The sequence below is a fragment of the Nocardia crassostreae genome, assembly GCF_001613405.1.
GTDB classification, from domain to species: Bacteria; Actinomycetota; Actinomycetes; order Mycobacteriales; family Mycobacteriaceae; genus Nocardia; species Nocardia crassostreae.
Genome location: NZ_BDCH01000003.1, coordinates 105,109 through 120,534, shown reverse-complemented (window position 1 = coordinate 120,534; position 15,426 = coordinate 105,109). Strand labels below are relative to the sequence as shown.

Here is a 15,426-nt window from a genome sequence, read left to right as displayed (position 1 = left end):
TTAGACTCTGCCCCGTGTCTTACCGCGTGAGCATCCAGGAGTGTTGTCGAGGCTAATCCGCCTCGGCTCGTTGTCGAGGCTTCGTACAGCCCTCGTCAACCACAAACATCCTGGAGTTTTCGCTCATGCGATCCTCTGTTCTCTCCCTGCCTGTCGCCGGTGTTTCCCGTCTGCTGCCCGAGGTCACCGAACGCGCCACCGCCTCCGCTCTGCCCACCCGGCTGCGCCCGGCCGATCTGCTGCGCCTGACCGATGAGGGCGCCGAGGACGTGCTGGCCGGACGCTACGATCACCTGCTGCCGGAAGGCGGCCTGTGGCCCACCGAGAAGCGCTGGGCCACAAGGCTTATCGCCGATGAAGAGATCGACCTGTGGTTGATCAGCTGGGTCGCGGACAAACACACCGAACTGCACGATCACGCCGGTTCGCTGGGCGCGCTGACGGTGCTCTCCGGCGCGCTCTCGGAATTCCGGTGGAATGGCCGGGATCTGCGCCGCCGCACGCTCACCGCCGGTGATCAGGCCTCTTTCCCGCTCGGCTGGGTGCACGACGTGGTGCGCGCCCCCGATGCCGAGGCCGGAATTTCCGGTCCGCTCGACCCCACCCTGAGCGTGCACGCCTATTCCCCGCCTTTGACCGCCATGTCCTATTACGAGGTCACCGGTCACGGCACGCTTCGCCGCACCCGTTCCGTTCTCACCGACCAGCCCGAAGGTGAACTCGAATGACCCACATGACCATCGACGGCATGCTCGCCCAGGCGCGCGAGCGGTTGCGCCGGATGTATCCGGTGGAATTGCCGCAGGCCATCGCGCGCGGCGCGATTCCGGTCGATATTCGCCCGCAAGCGCAGCGCCTGCGCGAAGGCACCCTGCCGGGCGCGCTCGTCATCGAGCGAAATGTCCTGGAATGGCGTTTGGATCCCTCCAGCGACGCGCGTTTGGCCCTGGCCACCGACCATGACGTGGAATGGATCGTCGTCTGCTCGGAGGGCTACACCTCGAGCCTGGCGGCCTCGTCGCTGCAGCAACTGGGCCTGCGCCGCGCCACCGATCTGGTGGGCGGATACCAGGCGCTGAAAGCCGCCGGACTGCTCATGGTGGCCGCCACCGCTCCGCATTTCGAACGTGAGGTCGCCACCCTCGCCTGGGTCTGATTTCGTTTGCCCGGGCGGCGGAAAAAACGATTTCGGGGGCACGATAGGCTAGAGCCCCGTGAGCACCCCCAACCCCCCTTCTACCGCCGGCACCACGGCTCCCGCTGGGAAAACCCGTGCCGCGGCCGCCGCTGCCGAACCCGATGTCCCCGAGCAGATGCGGATTCGCCGGGAGAAGCGGGAGCGGTTGCTGCAGGAGGGGCGCGAGGCCTATCCCGTGGTGGTGAACCGCACGCACACGCTCGCCGAAATCCGGGACGCGTATCCGGATCTGGAAGCCGATGTGCAAACCGGCCTGCGGGTGGGCATTGCCGGGCGCGTCATTTTCGTGCGCAATACCGGCAAGCTCTGCTTCGCGACCCTGCAAGAGGGTGACGGCACCAAGCTGCAGGCGATGATCAGCCTCAATGGGGTGGGCGCGGAATCGCTGGCGGCCTGGAAGGCCGATGTGGACCTCGGCGACTTCGTGTACGTGCACGGTGAGGTGATCACTTCCCGCACCGGCGAATTGAGCGTCATGGCCGACGCCTGGGAGATGGCGGCCAAGTCGCTGCGCCCCATGCCGGTGGCGCACAAGGAGATGAACGAGGAGTCGCGGGTCCGGCAGCGCTATGTCGACCTGATCGTGCGCCCGGAGGCCCGGGAGATGGCCCGGACCCGCGTGGCCGCGGTGCGCGCGCTGCGGAATGCGCTGGAGCGCAGGGGTTTCCTCGAGGTCGAGACCCCCATGCTGCAGACCATCCACGGCGGTGCGGCGGCGCGCCCGTTCGTGACCCGCTCCAATGCCCTGGATATGGAGCTCTACCTGCGTATCGCACCGGAGTTGTTCCTGAAGCGGTGCGTTGTGGGCGGCCTGGAGAAGGTCTTCGAGATCAACCGGAACTTCCGCAACGAGGGTGCGGACTCCACCCATTCGCCCGAGTTCGCAATGCTGGAAGCCTACGAGGCGTACGGCACCTACGACGATTCCGCGAAGATGATGCGGGAATTGATCCAGGAAGTCGCGCAGGAGGTGTACGGCACGCAGGTCGTCACCCTCGCGGACGGTACCGAATACGATCTGTCCGGCGAGTGGGCGACGGTGGAGATGTACCCCTCGCTGTCCGAGCAGATCGGTGTGGAGGTCACGCCCGAAACGTCGGTCGAGGAATTGCTGGCACTCGCCGATCGGGTGGGTCTGGAAATTCCGCCGGACAAGGGCTACGGTCACGGCAAACTGGTCGAGGAACTGTGGGAGCACGTGTACGGCGACAAGCTGTACGCGCCGACTTTCGTTCGCGACTTCCCCGTGGAGACCTCTCCGCTGACGCGTCAGCATCGCAGCAAGCCCGGAGTTACCGAGAAGTGGGACCTCTATGTCCGCGGCTTCGAACTCGCAACCGGCTATTCCGAACTCGTCGATCCGGTCATCCAGCGCGAACGGTTCATGGATCAGGCGCGTTTGGCCGCCGCGGGCGACGATGAGGCAATGCGTCTGGACGAGGACTTCCTGGCCGCCATGGAGCACGGTATGCCGCCTGCGACCGGAACCGGTATGGGGATAGACCGTTTGCTGATGGCCCTGACTGGCTTGGGAATCCGAGAAACGATACTCTTTCCAATTGTGCGTCCAGCGGCTCGTTGAGTTCGCTGGATTGCATTGTCGCTGCCCGTTCTGGGACTATCGGAATTAGCGGTATTCTGGCGTCGGGTAATCGGCCTAACTATGCGGGTCGCACGATTTCGAGAGGACGTTCATCTCATGGCGAAGAAGGTCACCGTTAGCCTGATCGACGATGTCGACGGTGAGTCCATCGCGGACGAGACCATCGAGTTCGCTATCGATGGCGTCTCGTACGAGATCGACCTGTCGACGGCGAATGCGGCCAAGCTGCGGGACGGATTGGAAGTGTGGGTTTCCAACGCTCGTCGCGTGAGCGGTCGGCGTCGTACCAAGGCCGCCGCTGCGGCGACCGCGGGACCGAAGAGCCGGGTCTCGATCGATCGCGAACAAAGTGCCGCGATTCGTGAATGGGCTCGCCGTAATGGACACAAGGTTTCGGTGCGTGGACGTATCTCCGCCGACATCACCGAGGCTTACAACAAGGCTGCGGCGAAGAACTAGTGCTCTTTGCGACTGCCGCTCGGGTGTTTCGTGCGAACCCGGGCGGCAGTGGTTTATTCATACGCTTTGCATATAACTTGCCTGGGTAGTGCCTGCCCAACTCCGAGCCACGATCTTGCTCGCGCCCCGGCGGCACGGCACCATTGAAACTGTGCGAACGATGTCACTGGCTGGATGTAGAGAAGAGGTATCGGCGCAGTGACCGCATTTCCGGGTTCATTCCTGCGAGTCAAGGATCACGAGGGCCAGCAGCACGAGCTGATGCTGACTCCTGATCAGCCGCGCATCACCATCGGCCGCTCACCGCAGGCCGATCTGTCGCTGTTCTGGGACGCCGAGGTGTCCCGGCTGCACGCGACCGCGGAATACCTGGGTGCGCACTGGACGATCGTCGATGACGGGCTCTCGCGCAATGGCACGTTCGTGAATGGGGACCGACTGGTCGGTAGGCATCGCCTGCAACCGGGCGATGTCATCTGGATGGGCACCTCGCGCGTCACCTTCCACGATTTCAGCGGCGCCGCAGGCGATATCACCCAGACCTCCACCGGCGGCCTGCCAACTCTGCGCTCGCTCACCGAAACCCAGCGCGCGGTCCTGATCGCCCTGTGCCGCCCGCTGCGCGGCAATGACGGTTTCGCCTCACCGGCCTCCAATCAGCAGATCGCCGCCGAGCTGTTCCTCAGCGTGGATGCCATCAAGACCCATCTGCGCGCCCTGTTCGCCAAGTTCGGCGTGGAGGACCTGCCGCAGAACGCCAAGCGGGTCCGGCTGGCCAACCTGGCCCTGCAATCCGGCGTCATCTCCGAACGGGATCTGTAGCCCCCGGAATTGGGGGCGCCGTGGTGTTGTGGACTCCCGCTCATGTGTGCGAGCTTCTGAGCCATGGAGACCCGCTCCCGGTCCCGGTTGACTGGAAGTCGTTGATCGCCCGGGAATTCCGCGGGTGGCAGATCCAGTCAGGAGAGTTTCATGTTCGCACTTAGCATCGCCGCCCTGGTGGCGGCAACGCTGTCGACCGGGCTGGTCGCCGGAGTGTTCTACGCCTACGCGAACTCGGTCATGCTGGCCCTTCGCCAGTCCGACGACCGCACCATGATCGACGTGATGCAGAAGATCAACGTGGTCATCCTCAACCCGTGGTTCATGTTCAGCTTCCTGGGATCCGTCGGATTCACGGTGCTCGCGGTGGCGCTGCACCTCGGTAAGGACGCCCGCACCACGCTGATCTGGCTGGCCGTGGCCCTGGTGATCAATGTGATCGCCTTCGCGGTGGCCGCCGGACTGAACGTCCCGCTCAACAATGCGCTGGAGGCGGCCGGGGATCCGGCGCAGATCGCCGATCTGGCGGCCGTGCGCGCGGACTTCGAATCCCCGTGGATCCGTTGGAACATCCTGCGCGGCGTGCTGCACACGGCGGCGTTCCTGGTGCTGTGCGGCGCGCTGTTCGTGGCCGGCCAGCAGCACGGCAAGTCCGAGTCCGAGGCCCTGCCCGCCGGGGCGGTCGCGGGCGGCGGGGTGGCGCAGCCCGGTTACGGCGGTCCGGTGCAGCCGGGCCACGGCCCCGCGCGCTGGTAACTGCAACCCGCGGCAACAGGTTTCATACATTACCCGTCGGTAAGCCCTCGGACTAGAACGCGTTCCGGTTACGTTACCGGAACGCGTTCTATTTTTTGGAGGGGCTCATGCGACGTGCGCTGCCGCGCCGTTCGCCGGGATCGATGCTGTTCATGGCTGTTCTGGCGATGTTATGGGTGGGGGCGAGCGGCACCGCTCGCGCCGAATATCCGGTCGACTACAACTTTTTCGCGGGCATCCCGTACGAGCTCTCGAATCCCGGTGGCTCACTGCCGGGTTCGAACGACTGGTCGTGCAAGCCGACCGCCGCGCATCCGAATCCGGTGGTGCTGCTGCACGGCACCGCGGGCGGCGCGCAGACCAACTGGGGCGCGTACGCCCCGCTGCTGGCCAATGAGGGCTACTGCGTCTACGCCCTGACCTACGGCAATCTCGATCTGCCTTTTCCCTTGAAGACCCTGGGCGGTCTGCGGCCGGTTCCCGAAAGCGCCGCGCAGGTCTCGGCTTTCGTGGATCGGGTGCTGGCCGCGACCGGCGCCGCCCGCGTGGATTTCGTCAGCCACTCGCAGGGCAGCATTGTCGGCCAGTACGTGGTGAAGCGGCTCGGCGGCGCGGCCAAGGTGGAGCGATTCGTTTCCATCGCCGGGCCGTGGATCGGCGGCGCGGGCGATCAGATGGAGATGGTGCGCACCATGGGGCGGCAGCTGGGCATCGAGCCCGACGCCGTGGACAGCATGCTCGTCGGCAGCGTCTGCCACGTCTGCTCGCAGATGCTGGGCGGATCCAGCTTCATGAACGCGCTCAATGCCGACGGGATCTACGCCCCGCAGGTCACCTACACCAATATCGCCACCAGATACGACGAGATCGCCTTCCCGTACACGGTCGGTCTGATCGAAGCGCCCAATGCGGTGAACATCGTGGTGCAGGACGGCTGCGAGAGCGACTTCTCCGAACACATGGCCATCGCGGGCAGTCCGCGCACCGCGGGCTTCATGCTCAATGCCCTCGATCCCGCGCATCCGCGCCCGGTCGTCTGCGAGTTCATCCCGCCCTTCACGGGGTAGTTCGCCCGTGTTCGCTGTCGGCGTAGCCGGGACGGAAACGTTCCCGGCTACAGCCCCGTTATGAGGGAATGAGTCGTACTATCGCCGGTTCGCAATAGGGTGGACGGACGACGGGCGTGACCCCTCACCACTAGAGTGGGAGGTGGGGGATGCAACCCCAGGGCTTCATGGCAGGCTGGCGACCAGAAGGGCAGCACAGGGTCTGAAGCGCCGGATGCCGTAGACGGCGGAGCAGGAGAGTGAGGGAGCGATGTTCGAGAGGTTCACCGACCGCGCGCGGCGGGTCGTTGTCCTGGCCCAAGAAGAGGCCCGGATGCTCAACCACAACTACATCGGCACCGAGCACATCCTGCTTGGTCTGATTCACGAAGGTGAAGGTGTCGCGGCGAAGTCCCTGGAGTCCCTGGGCATTTCGCTGGAGGGTGTGCGCAGCCAGGTCGAGGAGATCATCGGGCAGGGCCAGCAGGCGCCGTCCGGTCACATCCCCTTCACCCCGCGTGCCAAGAAGGTGCTGGAGCTGTCGCTGCGCGAGGCGCTGCAGCTCGGCCACAACTACATCGGCACCGAGCACATTCTGCTCGGCCTGATCCGCGAGGGAGAGGGCGTCGCGGCGCAGGTGCTGGTCAAGCTGGGCGCCGATCTCAATCGCGTGCGCCAGCAGGTCATCCAGCTGCTGTCCGGCTACCAGGGCGGCAAGGAGGCCGTGGAGTCCGGTACCCGCGGCGAGGCGGGCACCCCGTCCACCTCGCTGGTGCTCGACCAGTTCGGCCGCAACCTGACCCAGGCCGCCCTCGAAGGCAAGCTGGACCCGGTCATCGGGCGCTCGAAGGAGATCGAGCGTGTGATGCAGGTGCTCAGCCGCCGCACCAAGAACAATCCCGTCCTCATCGGCGAGCCCGGTGTCGGTAAGACCGCCGTGGTCGAGGGCCTGGCCCAGGCCATCGTGAACGGCGAGGTCCCCGAGACGCTCAAGGACAAGCAGCTCTACACCCTCGACTTGGGTTCCCTGGTCGCGGGCAGCCGCTACCGCGGTGATTTCGAGGAGCGCCTGAAGAAGGTGCTCAAGGAGATCAACACCCGCGGCGACATCATCCTGTTCATCGACGAGCTGCACACCCTGGTGGGTGCGGGCGCGGCCGAGGGCGCCATCGACGCGGCCTCCATCCTCAAGCCCAAGCTGGCTCGCGGTGAGCTGCAGACCATCGGCGCCACGACCCTCGACGAGTACCGCAAGTACATCGAGAAGGATGCCGCGCTGGAGCGTCGCTTCCAGCCCGTGCAGGTCGGCGAGCCGACCGTCGAGCACACCATCAATATCCTCAAGGGTCTGCGCGACCGCTACGAGGCGCACCACCGGGTGTCCATCACCGACGGCGCGCTGGTGGCCGCCGCCACCCTGGCGGATCGCTACATCAACGACCGCTTCCTGCCGGACAAGGCCATCGACCTCATCGACGAGGCGGGCGCGCGCATGCGCATCCGCCGGATGACCGCGCCGCCGGACCTGCGCGAATTCGACGACAAGATCGCCGATGCGCGCCGGGAGAAGGAGTCCGCGATCGACGCGCAGGACTTCGAGAAGGCCGCTCGTGTCCGCGACAAGGAGAAGCAGCTCGTCGCCAAGCGGGCCGAGCGCGAAAAGCAGTGGCGTTCCGGTGATCTGGATGTCGTGGCCGAGGTCGACGACGAGCAGATCGCGGAGGTCCTCGCCAACTGGACCGGTATCCCGGTGTTCAAGCTCACCGAGGAGGAGACCACCCGTCTGCTCCGTATGGAGGACGAGCTGCACAAGCGGATCATCGGCCAGGAGGACGCGGTCAAGGCCGTCTCCAAGGCCATCCGCCGCACCCGCGCCGGTCTGAAGGATCCCAAGCGTCCCTCGGGCTCGTTCATCTTCGCCGGTCCCTCCGGTGTCGGTAAGACCGAGCTGTCCAAGGCGCTGGCGAACTTCCTGTTCGGCGATGACGACGCGCTCATCCAGATCGATATGGGCGAGTTCCACGACCGCTTCACCGCGTCGCGGCTCTTCGGCGCCCCTCCGGGCTACGTCGGCTACGAAGAGGGCGGCCAGCTCACCGAGAAGGTGCGCCGCAAGCCGTTCTCGGTCGTGCTCTTCGACGAGATCGAGAAGGCCCACCAGGAGATCTACAACACCCTGTTGCAGGTCCTCGAGGACGGCCGCCTCACCGACGGCCAGGGTCGCACGGTCGACTTCAAGAACACGGTGCTGATCTTCACCTCGAACCTCGGCACGCAGGACATCTCCAAGGCGGTCGGCCTCGGCTTCGCGCAGTCGAATGTCGAGGGCTCGAACTACGAGCGCATGAAGCTCAAGGTCAACGACGAGCTGAAGAAGCACTTCCGCCCCGAATTCCTCAACCGCATCGACGATGTCATCGTCTTCCACCAGCTGACCACGGATCAGATCGTGCAGATGGTGGATCTGATGATCGGCCGCGTCGCCAAGCAGCTGAAGAACAAGGACATGGAGATCGAGCTGTCCCCGCAGGCCAAGTCCCTGCTGGCCAAGCGCGGCTTCGATCCCGTGCTCGGTGCGCGCCCGCTGCGTCGCACCATCCAGCGCGAGATCGAGGATCAGCTCTCGGAGAAGATCCTCTTCGGCGAACTCGGCGCGGGTCAGACCGTGGTCGTGGACGTCGAGGGCTGGGACGGTGAGGGCCAGGGCGAGAACGCCAAGTTCACCTTCACCGGCAAGGCCAAGCTGACCAAGAAGGACGCCGCCGAGGAGAAGCCGGTCGTTGCCCTCGCGGGTGACGCGCCCGCCGCTGCCGCCTCCGGCGAGTAGAAACGGTTCGCTCGAAAGCCCCTTCCACCACTGGTGGGAGGGGCTTTCGCCGTTTCCGGACGCGGAAATTCGTTGGCGGCGCGGTGGCGGTGTCGAGCATCCTCGAAAGGTTGCCGAATGAAAGGACCGTATTGCTCACCGACGATCAGATCACCGCATTCATCACCGACGGATTCGTGAAGGTGGAGGGGGCCTTCCCGGCCGAGGTGGCGGCCGACGCCCGCGAATTTCTCTGGCGGGCATGCGGATGTGATCCGGAGGATCCCGCCACCTGGACCCGGCCGGTGATCCGCCTGCCCGGATTCGGCAACCCGCCCTTCAAACAGGCGGCGACCGCGCCCGCGCTGCACGAAGCCTTCGATCAGCTGGTCGGACGCGACCGGTGGGTGCCGCGGGACGGCTTGGGCACCTTCCCGATTCGCTTCCCCAGCACCGCGGAGCCGGGTGACGACGGCTGGCACGTCGACACCAGCTTTCCGGGCGATGAGCCGACGGACTTCATGCGGTGGCGATTCAATGTGGAGTCCAAGGGCCGCGCACTGCTGATGCTGTTCCTGTTCTCCGATATCGAGATCGACGACGCGCCCACCCGGATCAGCGTCGGCTCGCATCTGCGGATGGCGAAGCTGCTGGAACCCTTCGGGACCGCGGGCGCCACCCTCTTCGACTTCGACTTCGACGCCATCGCAGCCGATCTCCCGAAGGCGTACGCCACCGGGCGGGCCGGTGACGTCTACCTGTGCCATCCCTTCCTGGTGCACGCGGCCCAGCCGCACCACGGGCGGAACCCGCGCTTCCTTGCGCAGCCTCCGCTGGATCTGCGGCAGCCGTGCGAACTCGACCGTGCGGACGGGGACTACTCGCCGCTCGAGCTCGCCATCAGGCGGGGTCTGGCCGCCTAGCGGCAGCGCGCCAGAATCGGCGCGAACGCTTCGGCGAGCTCACCGGGAACCAGCAGTTCGTCGATGCCGTACTTCTCGCGGCGGTATTCGAGGATCTCCGCCGCTTCGGCAGGGTCGGCGGGAATCAGCGCCGCCGCCCCCGCCGCACGGAGCTGGTCGCCGGTCAGGCTCATACGGGCGGACAGGTAGTAGGGCAGCCGATCGCCGATGCCGACGGCCTGGAGGCTGAAGACGATCGGCCGGTCGGTGTGGTCCCGCACGGTGGCGACGATCCCGGCGATGTCCTGTTCGGTGGCGGACGGCTCCACCGCCAGATGAATGCGGTCCGCGAATTCGGCGGCGGTGGCCAGCATGCGGGGTCCGCTCGCGGCAATGACGATGGCGGGTACGGGCTGGACTCCGGCCCGTACCGCTTCGACGGTGGCGATGAGGTGGCGGCGCCGGTCCCCGCCGGAACCCCAAGGCACGCCGAACTTCTCGGCCTCGGCCTGGGCGTCGGGCCGCCCGGCGCCGATGCCCAGTTCGAAGCGGCCGTCGGACAGCATCTGCAGGGCGGCGGTTTCGCGGACGGTGGCCGCCGCCGAGCGCATGGGGGCGGCCAGCACATTGGGGCGCAGCCGGATGGTCGAGGTGACGGCGGCCGCGGCGGCCAGGACGGGGAACGGGGACGGGGTGTAGAGGGTGTCGGGCAGCTGGACCGAGCCGTAGCCCTGGTGTTCAGCGTCCTGGACACTGCGCACCCAGTCGCTGCCGGAGCGGGGGACGGTGACGAGGCCGAAGTTCATGCTCATGGTCCGAGCATGCGCGCCGACGATTGTCGGGGAATCGGTTTCCAGGCGGTACCTCGCCTACGTCCGGAGACGTACGCGGGTCTTCGGCGGTGGTCGAAACCGCCGGTACCGCAAGGTTTTGCCCCGGTTGATCGTAAGCGGGCGGGCGTAGCGTGGATGGGGTTGGTAACCAGGCCGTTCGGGGGTTCAACCATGACAAATCCGGATCTCACACTCATTGCCGTACTGCTGGATCGCTCCGGCTCCATGCAGTCCATCAAGTCCGACACCGAAGGCGGATTCAACGCCTATATGGAGCAGCAACGCGAGGTGCCCAAACAGATCGAGGTGACCCTCGCCCAGTTCGACACCGACTACCAGGTGGTCTACGCGAATCGGCCCCTGGCCGAGGTGCCGCCGCTGCAGCTGGAACCGCGCGGTATGACCGCCCTCTACGACGCCGTCGGCAAACTCGTCACCGAGGTCGGCGCCGAACTCGCCGCCCGCCCCGACCACCGCCGCCCCGGCACGGTGATCGTCGTGGTCCTCACCGACGGTCACGAGAACTCCAGCAAGGAGTGGTCCCACGCCGCCGTCAAATCCCTGATCACCCAGCAGCAGGACGTCTGGAAGTGGAACTTCCTGTTCCTCGGCGCGAATATGGACGCCGTGGCCATCGGCACCGAGATGGGCTTCTCCCCCCGCCAGTCCATCACCTATGCCGCCGCGCCCCAAGGTGTTTCCGGTGTCTTCCGCGCCGCCGCCTCCTACACCGGCCGCATTCAATCCGCCGCACCCGGCAGCCCCTTCACCGACGACGGCTTCACCGATGCGGAACGCGACCAGTCCAATCCCGGGAGTTGACCGCTAGTCGCCGGTCAGGACTCGGATATCGCGGTAGCTCGGGATGGTGGGCGTGACGGTCCGGTCGTCGAGGATGGCGCGAGCGAGATCGGCGACCGTGCCCAGGGCCGCCCGGTACAGGAGTGAGCCGGTGCTGACGCGCGCCACCCCGAGTTCGGTGAGGGCGGTGAGCGAGGGTCCGGTCGCCGAATAGAGGAGGTTGACCGGCAGGGATACGGCGGCGACGAACTTCTCGATCAGGTCGGGATCGGTGAGGCCGGGGACGAAAATGCCGTCGGCTCCGGCCTGTTCGTAGCGGTGGGCGCGATCGATCGTCGAATCCTCCTCGCGCTCTTGCCAGTAGGTATCGGTGCGGGCATTGACGAAGATGCCGGGCGTGCGCGCCTTGACGGCGGCGATGAGGGCGGCGTGCTCCGCGGGCGCGGCGAGGTGGGTATTGGCGCGGGCGTCCTCGAGGTTCACGCCCGCGATTCCCAACTCGGCGAGCTCGGCGACGAATTCGGCCACCGCGTCCGGGCTCTCACTGAATCCGGCTTCGATATCGACGGTCACCGGTATCGGCAGCCGCGCGAGCCGGGTTGCCAGGGCCAGGGTTTCGGCGCGGGTCACGCCCTCGCCGTCGGCGAGACCGGCCGCGACGGCCACACCCAGGCTGGTGGTGGCGACGGTCGGGAATCCGGCGGCGGCGAGCATGGCCGCGGAGCCGAAATCCCAGGCATTGGGGAGGATCAGCGGGCCGGGGCCGTGGTGGAGGGCGTGGAAAGCATCGGTCTTGGTCATTGCTGAGCTCCTTCGAGAATTCCGGCGGCGAGGGCGATGGCGTGCTCCCGGCCGGGACAGGCGTGTGGACCGACACCGAAACCCAGTCCGGGATGGCGCATATCGAGTTCGACGAGTTCGCCGTCCATGACGCGTCGAGTGGCGCGCAGGGGCGGGTTTTCGCGCATGGTGCGGGCAATGCGCTCCTCGGGGGTTCCGGCGGCGTCGAGCGCGCGGACATTGGCCAGCAGCGCATCGGTGGCGGCGCAGGCCTGTACGAGCACGCAAATCCGCGCGGCGGTCGCCTCGTCGGCCACGCCGCCGCAGGCCGCGACCAGCTCGACCACCGCGGCATCGGCGGCGGCGCTGTCGGGTTCGTGTGGTTGATAGTGGGCGGCAATGGTTTTCACCGCGTCGGCGGATGCGCCGGGCAGCCCCAGCTCATCGATGAGCACCTGAACGTGGGCCAGCGGCAAATGGGCGGCCGTGCGGGCGCGGGCACGCAGATCGGCGGGGGACAGGCGGTCCAGTTCGGCGAGCACGAGGGCGCGGCGGCGGGTGTGGTCCGGGCCGTCGCAGAAGCGCGGGACATGGGCGCGCAGCCAGGCCAGGCCGAGAGGGTCGCGCACCGGCGGCACATGCGGCACGGGCGCCCGGTGCAGGGCGGTGCGCACCTGGTCGGGATCGGTCAGGAAGGGGCAGGTCCGGGGCATGGATCGACGGTATGCCCGGAATACTTCGGTGGCCGCCGAAGTGATTCCGGAGAATCATGGCGGCATGCGATCCGGAGGAGCCGAACTGGCGGGACTGGCCGCGCTGCTGGCCGACCGCACCCGCGCCGATATCTGCCTGGCCCTGCTCGACGGCCGGGCCTGGACGGCCGGTGAGCTCGCGCGCTACGCCGGGGTCGCGGCGTCCACCGCGACCGAGCATTTGAACCGGCTGCTGGCGGGCGGGCTGCTGGCGGAGCGGCGGCAGGGGCGGCATCGGTATGTGCAACTCGCCGATGCCCGCGTGGCGGAACTGCTGGAGGCCATGAACGCCTATATCGGGCCGCCCGGCGGTCCGGTGAGCGGGCTCAAGTCCGCCACCGTCGCCGCCACGCTGGCGCGCGGGCGAACCTGCTACGACCATCTCGCGGGGCGGCTCGGCGTGGCCATTACCGATGCGCTGACGGCCCGCGAATTTCTCGATACCAGTGCGGGTTTCGTGCTCACCGACAGCGGCGTGGCCTTGTTGACGGGGCCGTTCGGCGTGGATCCGGCGACCTTGCGGAAGACGCGCCGCCCGGTGGTCCGGCCGTGCCTGGACTGGACCGAACGGCGCACGCATCTCGGCGGAGTCGCCGGTGCGCAATTGTGCCGCCGCTTGCGGGAACTCGAGTGGGTCAAGCGGATCGGGTCCGGTCGCGCCATTGCCGTCACCGCGAAAGGCGAAGCGGGACTGCGCGATCTGCTGGGAATCGAGGCCGCCGAGCTGCGGTGACTACTGCCAGCCGGGCCGTACCAGGCCGGATTCGTAGGCCATGACCACCAGCTGCGTGCGGTCGCGGGCATTGAGTTTCAACAGAATCCGGCTGACGTGGGTGCGGGCGGTGGCCGGGCTCATGAACAGCCGCTCGGCGATCTCGGCATTGGTGAGCCCCTCCGCGACCAGCGTCATGACCTCCCGCTCCCGGTCGGTCAGCTCCGCGAACGAGCCCGCGGGCGCGGGTTTGGCGTGGGTCGCGAATTCGGCGACCAGGCGTTTGGTGACGCTGGGGGACAGCAGCGCGTCACCGCCGGACACCACCCGGACCGCCTTGACCAGATCGGCGGGCTCGGTGTGCTTGACCAGGAATCCGGTGGCCCCGGACCGCATGGCCTCGAAAACGTACTCATCCAGTTCGAAGGTGGTCAGCACGACCACCTTCACCTCGGCCAGCGCCGGGTCGGCGGCGATCGCGCGGGTGGCGGCCAGCCCGTCCAGGACCGGCATGCGGATATCCATGAGCACCGCATCGGGGGTGAGCGCGCGGGCCAGCTCCACGGCCCGCTCGCCATTGTCGGCCTCGCCGACCACCTCGATATCGTCCTGCGCGTCCAGCAGCGCCACGAACCCGCCGCGCACCAGCGCCTGATCATCCGCTATCACTACCCGAATGCTCACGAAACCTCCTGTATCGCCGACGTTTCGAACCTAGGCGGCCGGTTCCGGATGTGCCAGGTGGATGGGCAGCCGCGCCTCCACCCGGAAACCGCCGTCGGGTTTGGGCTCGGCCAGCAGCCGCCCGCCGAGGGCGTGCGCGCGCTCGGTCATACCGGTAATGCCGTGGCCGCCGCTGGGCGTGGCGAGCGGGGGCTGGCTGGGGCGGGTGTTGTCGATGGCCAGATACAGCCGATCGCCCGAATAGCGCACGGTGACAAGGACGCTCGCGCCCGGCGCATGCCGCACCACATTGGTGAGCGACTCCTGCACGATGCGCGCCGCCGTCACGTCGACCACCGACGGCAGCCGTTTGGGCGACCCGGTCACAATGGTGCGCACGTCCACCCCGGCCGCCCGCGCGGGTTTGGTGAGCCCGTCCAGATCGCTGATCCCGATGGCCGGACTGGTCGGCGCGGTGGTGGTGCCCGCGCTGGAGCGAATGGAGCGCAGCAGCGCGTGCACCTCGCCGAGCGCGTCCTTGCTGGCGGTCTTGATGGCGGCCAGCGCGGTGGCGGCCTGCTCCGGTTTGCGATCGATCAATTCCAGCGCGACCGAGGACTGCACATTGATCAGCGACAGGCTGTGCGCCAGCACATCGTGCAGGTCGCGGGCAATGGCGAGCCGTTCCGCGCTGGCCCGCTGCTCGCGCTCGGCGAGCTCGCGGGCGCGCTGCGCCAGCTCATTGCGCCGCGCCTCCTCCTCGCGCTGCCGCCGGGCCAGCACGGCGGCGCGGCGCTGCCGGATGCCCTCGGCAATGGCGATGAGCACGATGAGCCAGGCCAGCAGCCCGAACTCCTGCCAGGCATTGCTCTCGTAACCGCGCCAGCCGGGTACCGGCCAGACCATCAGCAGATAGCCGAGCGGCACCGCGGCGTATGTGTACCAACGAGATCCGGCGACCGCGGCGGTGAGGAACGCGATGATCAGCGAGAGGAAGATGGGCCCGTAGCCGTACCCGGCGAGCACATAGGCGGCATCGGCGGCCAGCACCCCGTAGAACACCGGCAGCGGGTACAGCCCCCGCACGGTCAGCAGCAGCGGGCCCGCCAGCAATAGCGCGTAGCCGAGCACATCGAGGGAGCGCATCTCCGGTTGATGCGCATTGGCCAGGGTCCCCGCACCCAGCGTGATCGCCGCGACCACCGCGGCCAGCGGCACATCCCACCGCCCGATTCGTCCCCCACTCGTCTCCATAGCTGCACCGTAGCGCCGTACGCACCCCGGCGGCACCGC

General features: G+C 67.3%; 16 protein-coding genes. 11 read left to right on the top strand and 5 right to left on the bottom strand.

The window, feature by feature from the left end; translation table 11 throughout:
• Positions 1–125 precede the first annotated feature (125 nt).
• The 9 genes from NC4_RS01830 (at position 126) to NC4_RS01790 (ending at position 9,613) form a co-directional block, all read left to right on the top strand.
• On the top strand, positions 126–728 hold the full coding sequence (locus NC4_RS01830) for a cupin domain-containing protein (RefSeq protein WP_084528354.1): 603 nt from the start codon (positions 126–128) through the stop codon (positions 726–728).
• Between the two features lie 5 nt (positions 729–733).
• Positions 734–1,156 (top strand): rhodanese-like domain-containing protein, encoded by a 423-nt coding sequence (locus NC4_RS01825; RefSeq protein WP_067531688.1) that lies wholly within the window; start codon positions 734–736, stop codon positions 1,154–1,156.
• A gap of 157 nt (positions 1,157–1,313) precedes the next feature.
• The gene (gene lysS / locus NC4_RS01820) at positions 1,314–2,780 is read left to right on the top strand and encodes a lysine--tRNA ligase (protein ID WP_067531490.1); all 1,467 of its coding nucleotides are present in this window, start codon (positions 1,314–1,316) and stop codon (positions 2,778–2,780) included.
• Between the two features lie 117 nt (positions 2,781–2,897).
• A complete protein-coding gene (locus tag NC4_RS01815) occupies positions 2,898–3,260 on the top strand; it encodes a histone-like nucleoid-structuring protein Lsr2 (protein WP_067531488.1) in 363 nt (120 codons plus the stop codon).
• A 198-nt stretch (positions 3,261–3,458) separates the two neighbouring features.
• Positions 3,459–4,082 carry an FHA domain-containing protein gene (locus NC4_RS01810; RefSeq protein ID WP_067531485.1) on the top strand — a complete coding sequence of 208 codons (624 nt, stop codon included), beginning with the start codon at positions 3,459–3,461 and terminating at the stop codon, positions 4,080–4,082.
• A 150-nt stretch (positions 4,083–4,232) separates the two neighbouring features.
• A complete protein-coding gene (locus tag NC4_RS01805; protein WP_067531483.1) occupies positions 4,233–4,838 on the top strand; it encodes an anthrone oxygenase family protein in 606 nt (201 codons plus the stop codon).
• A gap of 152 nt (positions 4,839–4,990) precedes the next feature.
• Complete coding sequence (locus tag NC4_RS01800) at positions 4,991–5,905, top strand: esterase/lipase family protein (protein WP_439957468.1); 915 nt, start codon at positions 4,991–4,993, stop codon at positions 5,903–5,905.
• Between the two features lie 250 nt (positions 5,906–6,155).
• Positions 6,156–8,711 carry an ATP-dependent Clp protease ATP-binding subunit gene (locus tag NC4_RS01795; RefSeq protein ID WP_067531479.1) on the top strand — a complete coding sequence of 852 codons (2,556 nt, stop codon included), beginning with the start codon at positions 6,156–6,158 and terminating at the stop codon, positions 8,709–8,711.
• A gap of 110 nt (positions 8,712–8,821) precedes the next feature.
• Complete coding sequence (locus tag NC4_RS01790; RefSeq protein ID WP_067531683.1) at positions 8,822–9,613, top strand: phytanoyl-CoA dioxygenase family protein; 792 nt, start codon at positions 8,822–8,824, stop codon at positions 9,611–9,613.
• Here the strand turns inward: NC4_RS01790 and NC4_RS01785 are convergent.
• Positions 9,610–10,404 (bottom strand): LLM class flavin-dependent oxidoreductase, encoded by a 795-nt coding sequence (locus tag NC4_RS01785; RefSeq protein WP_245721439.1) that lies wholly within the window; start codon positions 10,402–10,404, stop codon positions 9,610–9,612. The two genes, NC4_RS01790 and NC4_RS01785, sit on opposite strands and share 4 nt — an antisense overlap.
• A 192-nt stretch (positions 10,405–10,596) precedes the next feature.
• Here NC4_RS01785 and NC4_RS01780 point away from each other — a divergent pair, with 192 nt between their 5' ends.
• A complete protein-coding gene (locus NC4_RS01780; RefSeq protein WP_174566816.1) occupies positions 10,597–11,247 on the top strand; it encodes a vWA domain-containing protein in 651 nt (216 codons plus the stop codon).
• Positions 11,248–11,250: 3 nt separating this feature from the next.
• Here NC4_RS01780 and NC4_RS01775 read toward each other — a convergent pair whose 3' ends face one another.
• Positions 11,251–12,027, bottom strand: coding sequence for an isocitrate lyase/PEP mutase family protein (locus tag NC4_RS01775; protein WP_067531477.1), 777 nt, complete (start codon positions 12,025–12,027; stop codon positions 11,251–11,253).
• A complete protein-coding gene (locus NC4_RS01770; RefSeq protein WP_067531474.1) occupies positions 12,024–12,719 on the bottom strand; it encodes a hypothetical protein in 696 nt (231 codons plus the stop codon). The genes NC4_RS01775 and NC4_RS01770 overlap by 4 nt, the downstream gene beginning before the upstream one ends.
• A gap of 64 nt (positions 12,720–12,783) precedes the next feature.
• On the opposite strand from NC4_RS01770, the gene NC4_RS01765 reads away from it, so the two are divergent.
• Positions 12,784–13,491, top strand: a complete 708-nt coding sequence (locus NC4_RS01765; RefSeq protein WP_067531677.1) for an ArsR/SmtB family transcription factor — start codon at positions 12,784–12,786, stop codon at positions 13,489–13,491.
• Here NC4_RS01765 and NC4_RS01760 read toward each other — a convergent pair whose 3' ends face one another.
• Together NC4_RS01760 and NC4_RS01755 are read right to left on the bottom strand one after the other, a co-directional pair.
• Complete coding sequence (locus NC4_RS01760; RefSeq protein ID WP_067531472.1) at positions 13,492–14,154, bottom strand: response regulator transcription factor; 663 nt, start codon at positions 14,152–14,154, stop codon at positions 13,492–13,494.
• Between the two features lie 30 nt (positions 14,155–14,184).
• Positions 14,185–15,387: a sensor histidine kinase gene (locus NC4_RS01755; protein WP_067531471.1), complete on the bottom strand. Its 1,203-nt coding sequence runs from the start codon at positions 15,385–15,387 to the stop codon at positions 14,185–14,187.
• Positions 15,388–15,426 lie beyond the last annotated feature (39 nt).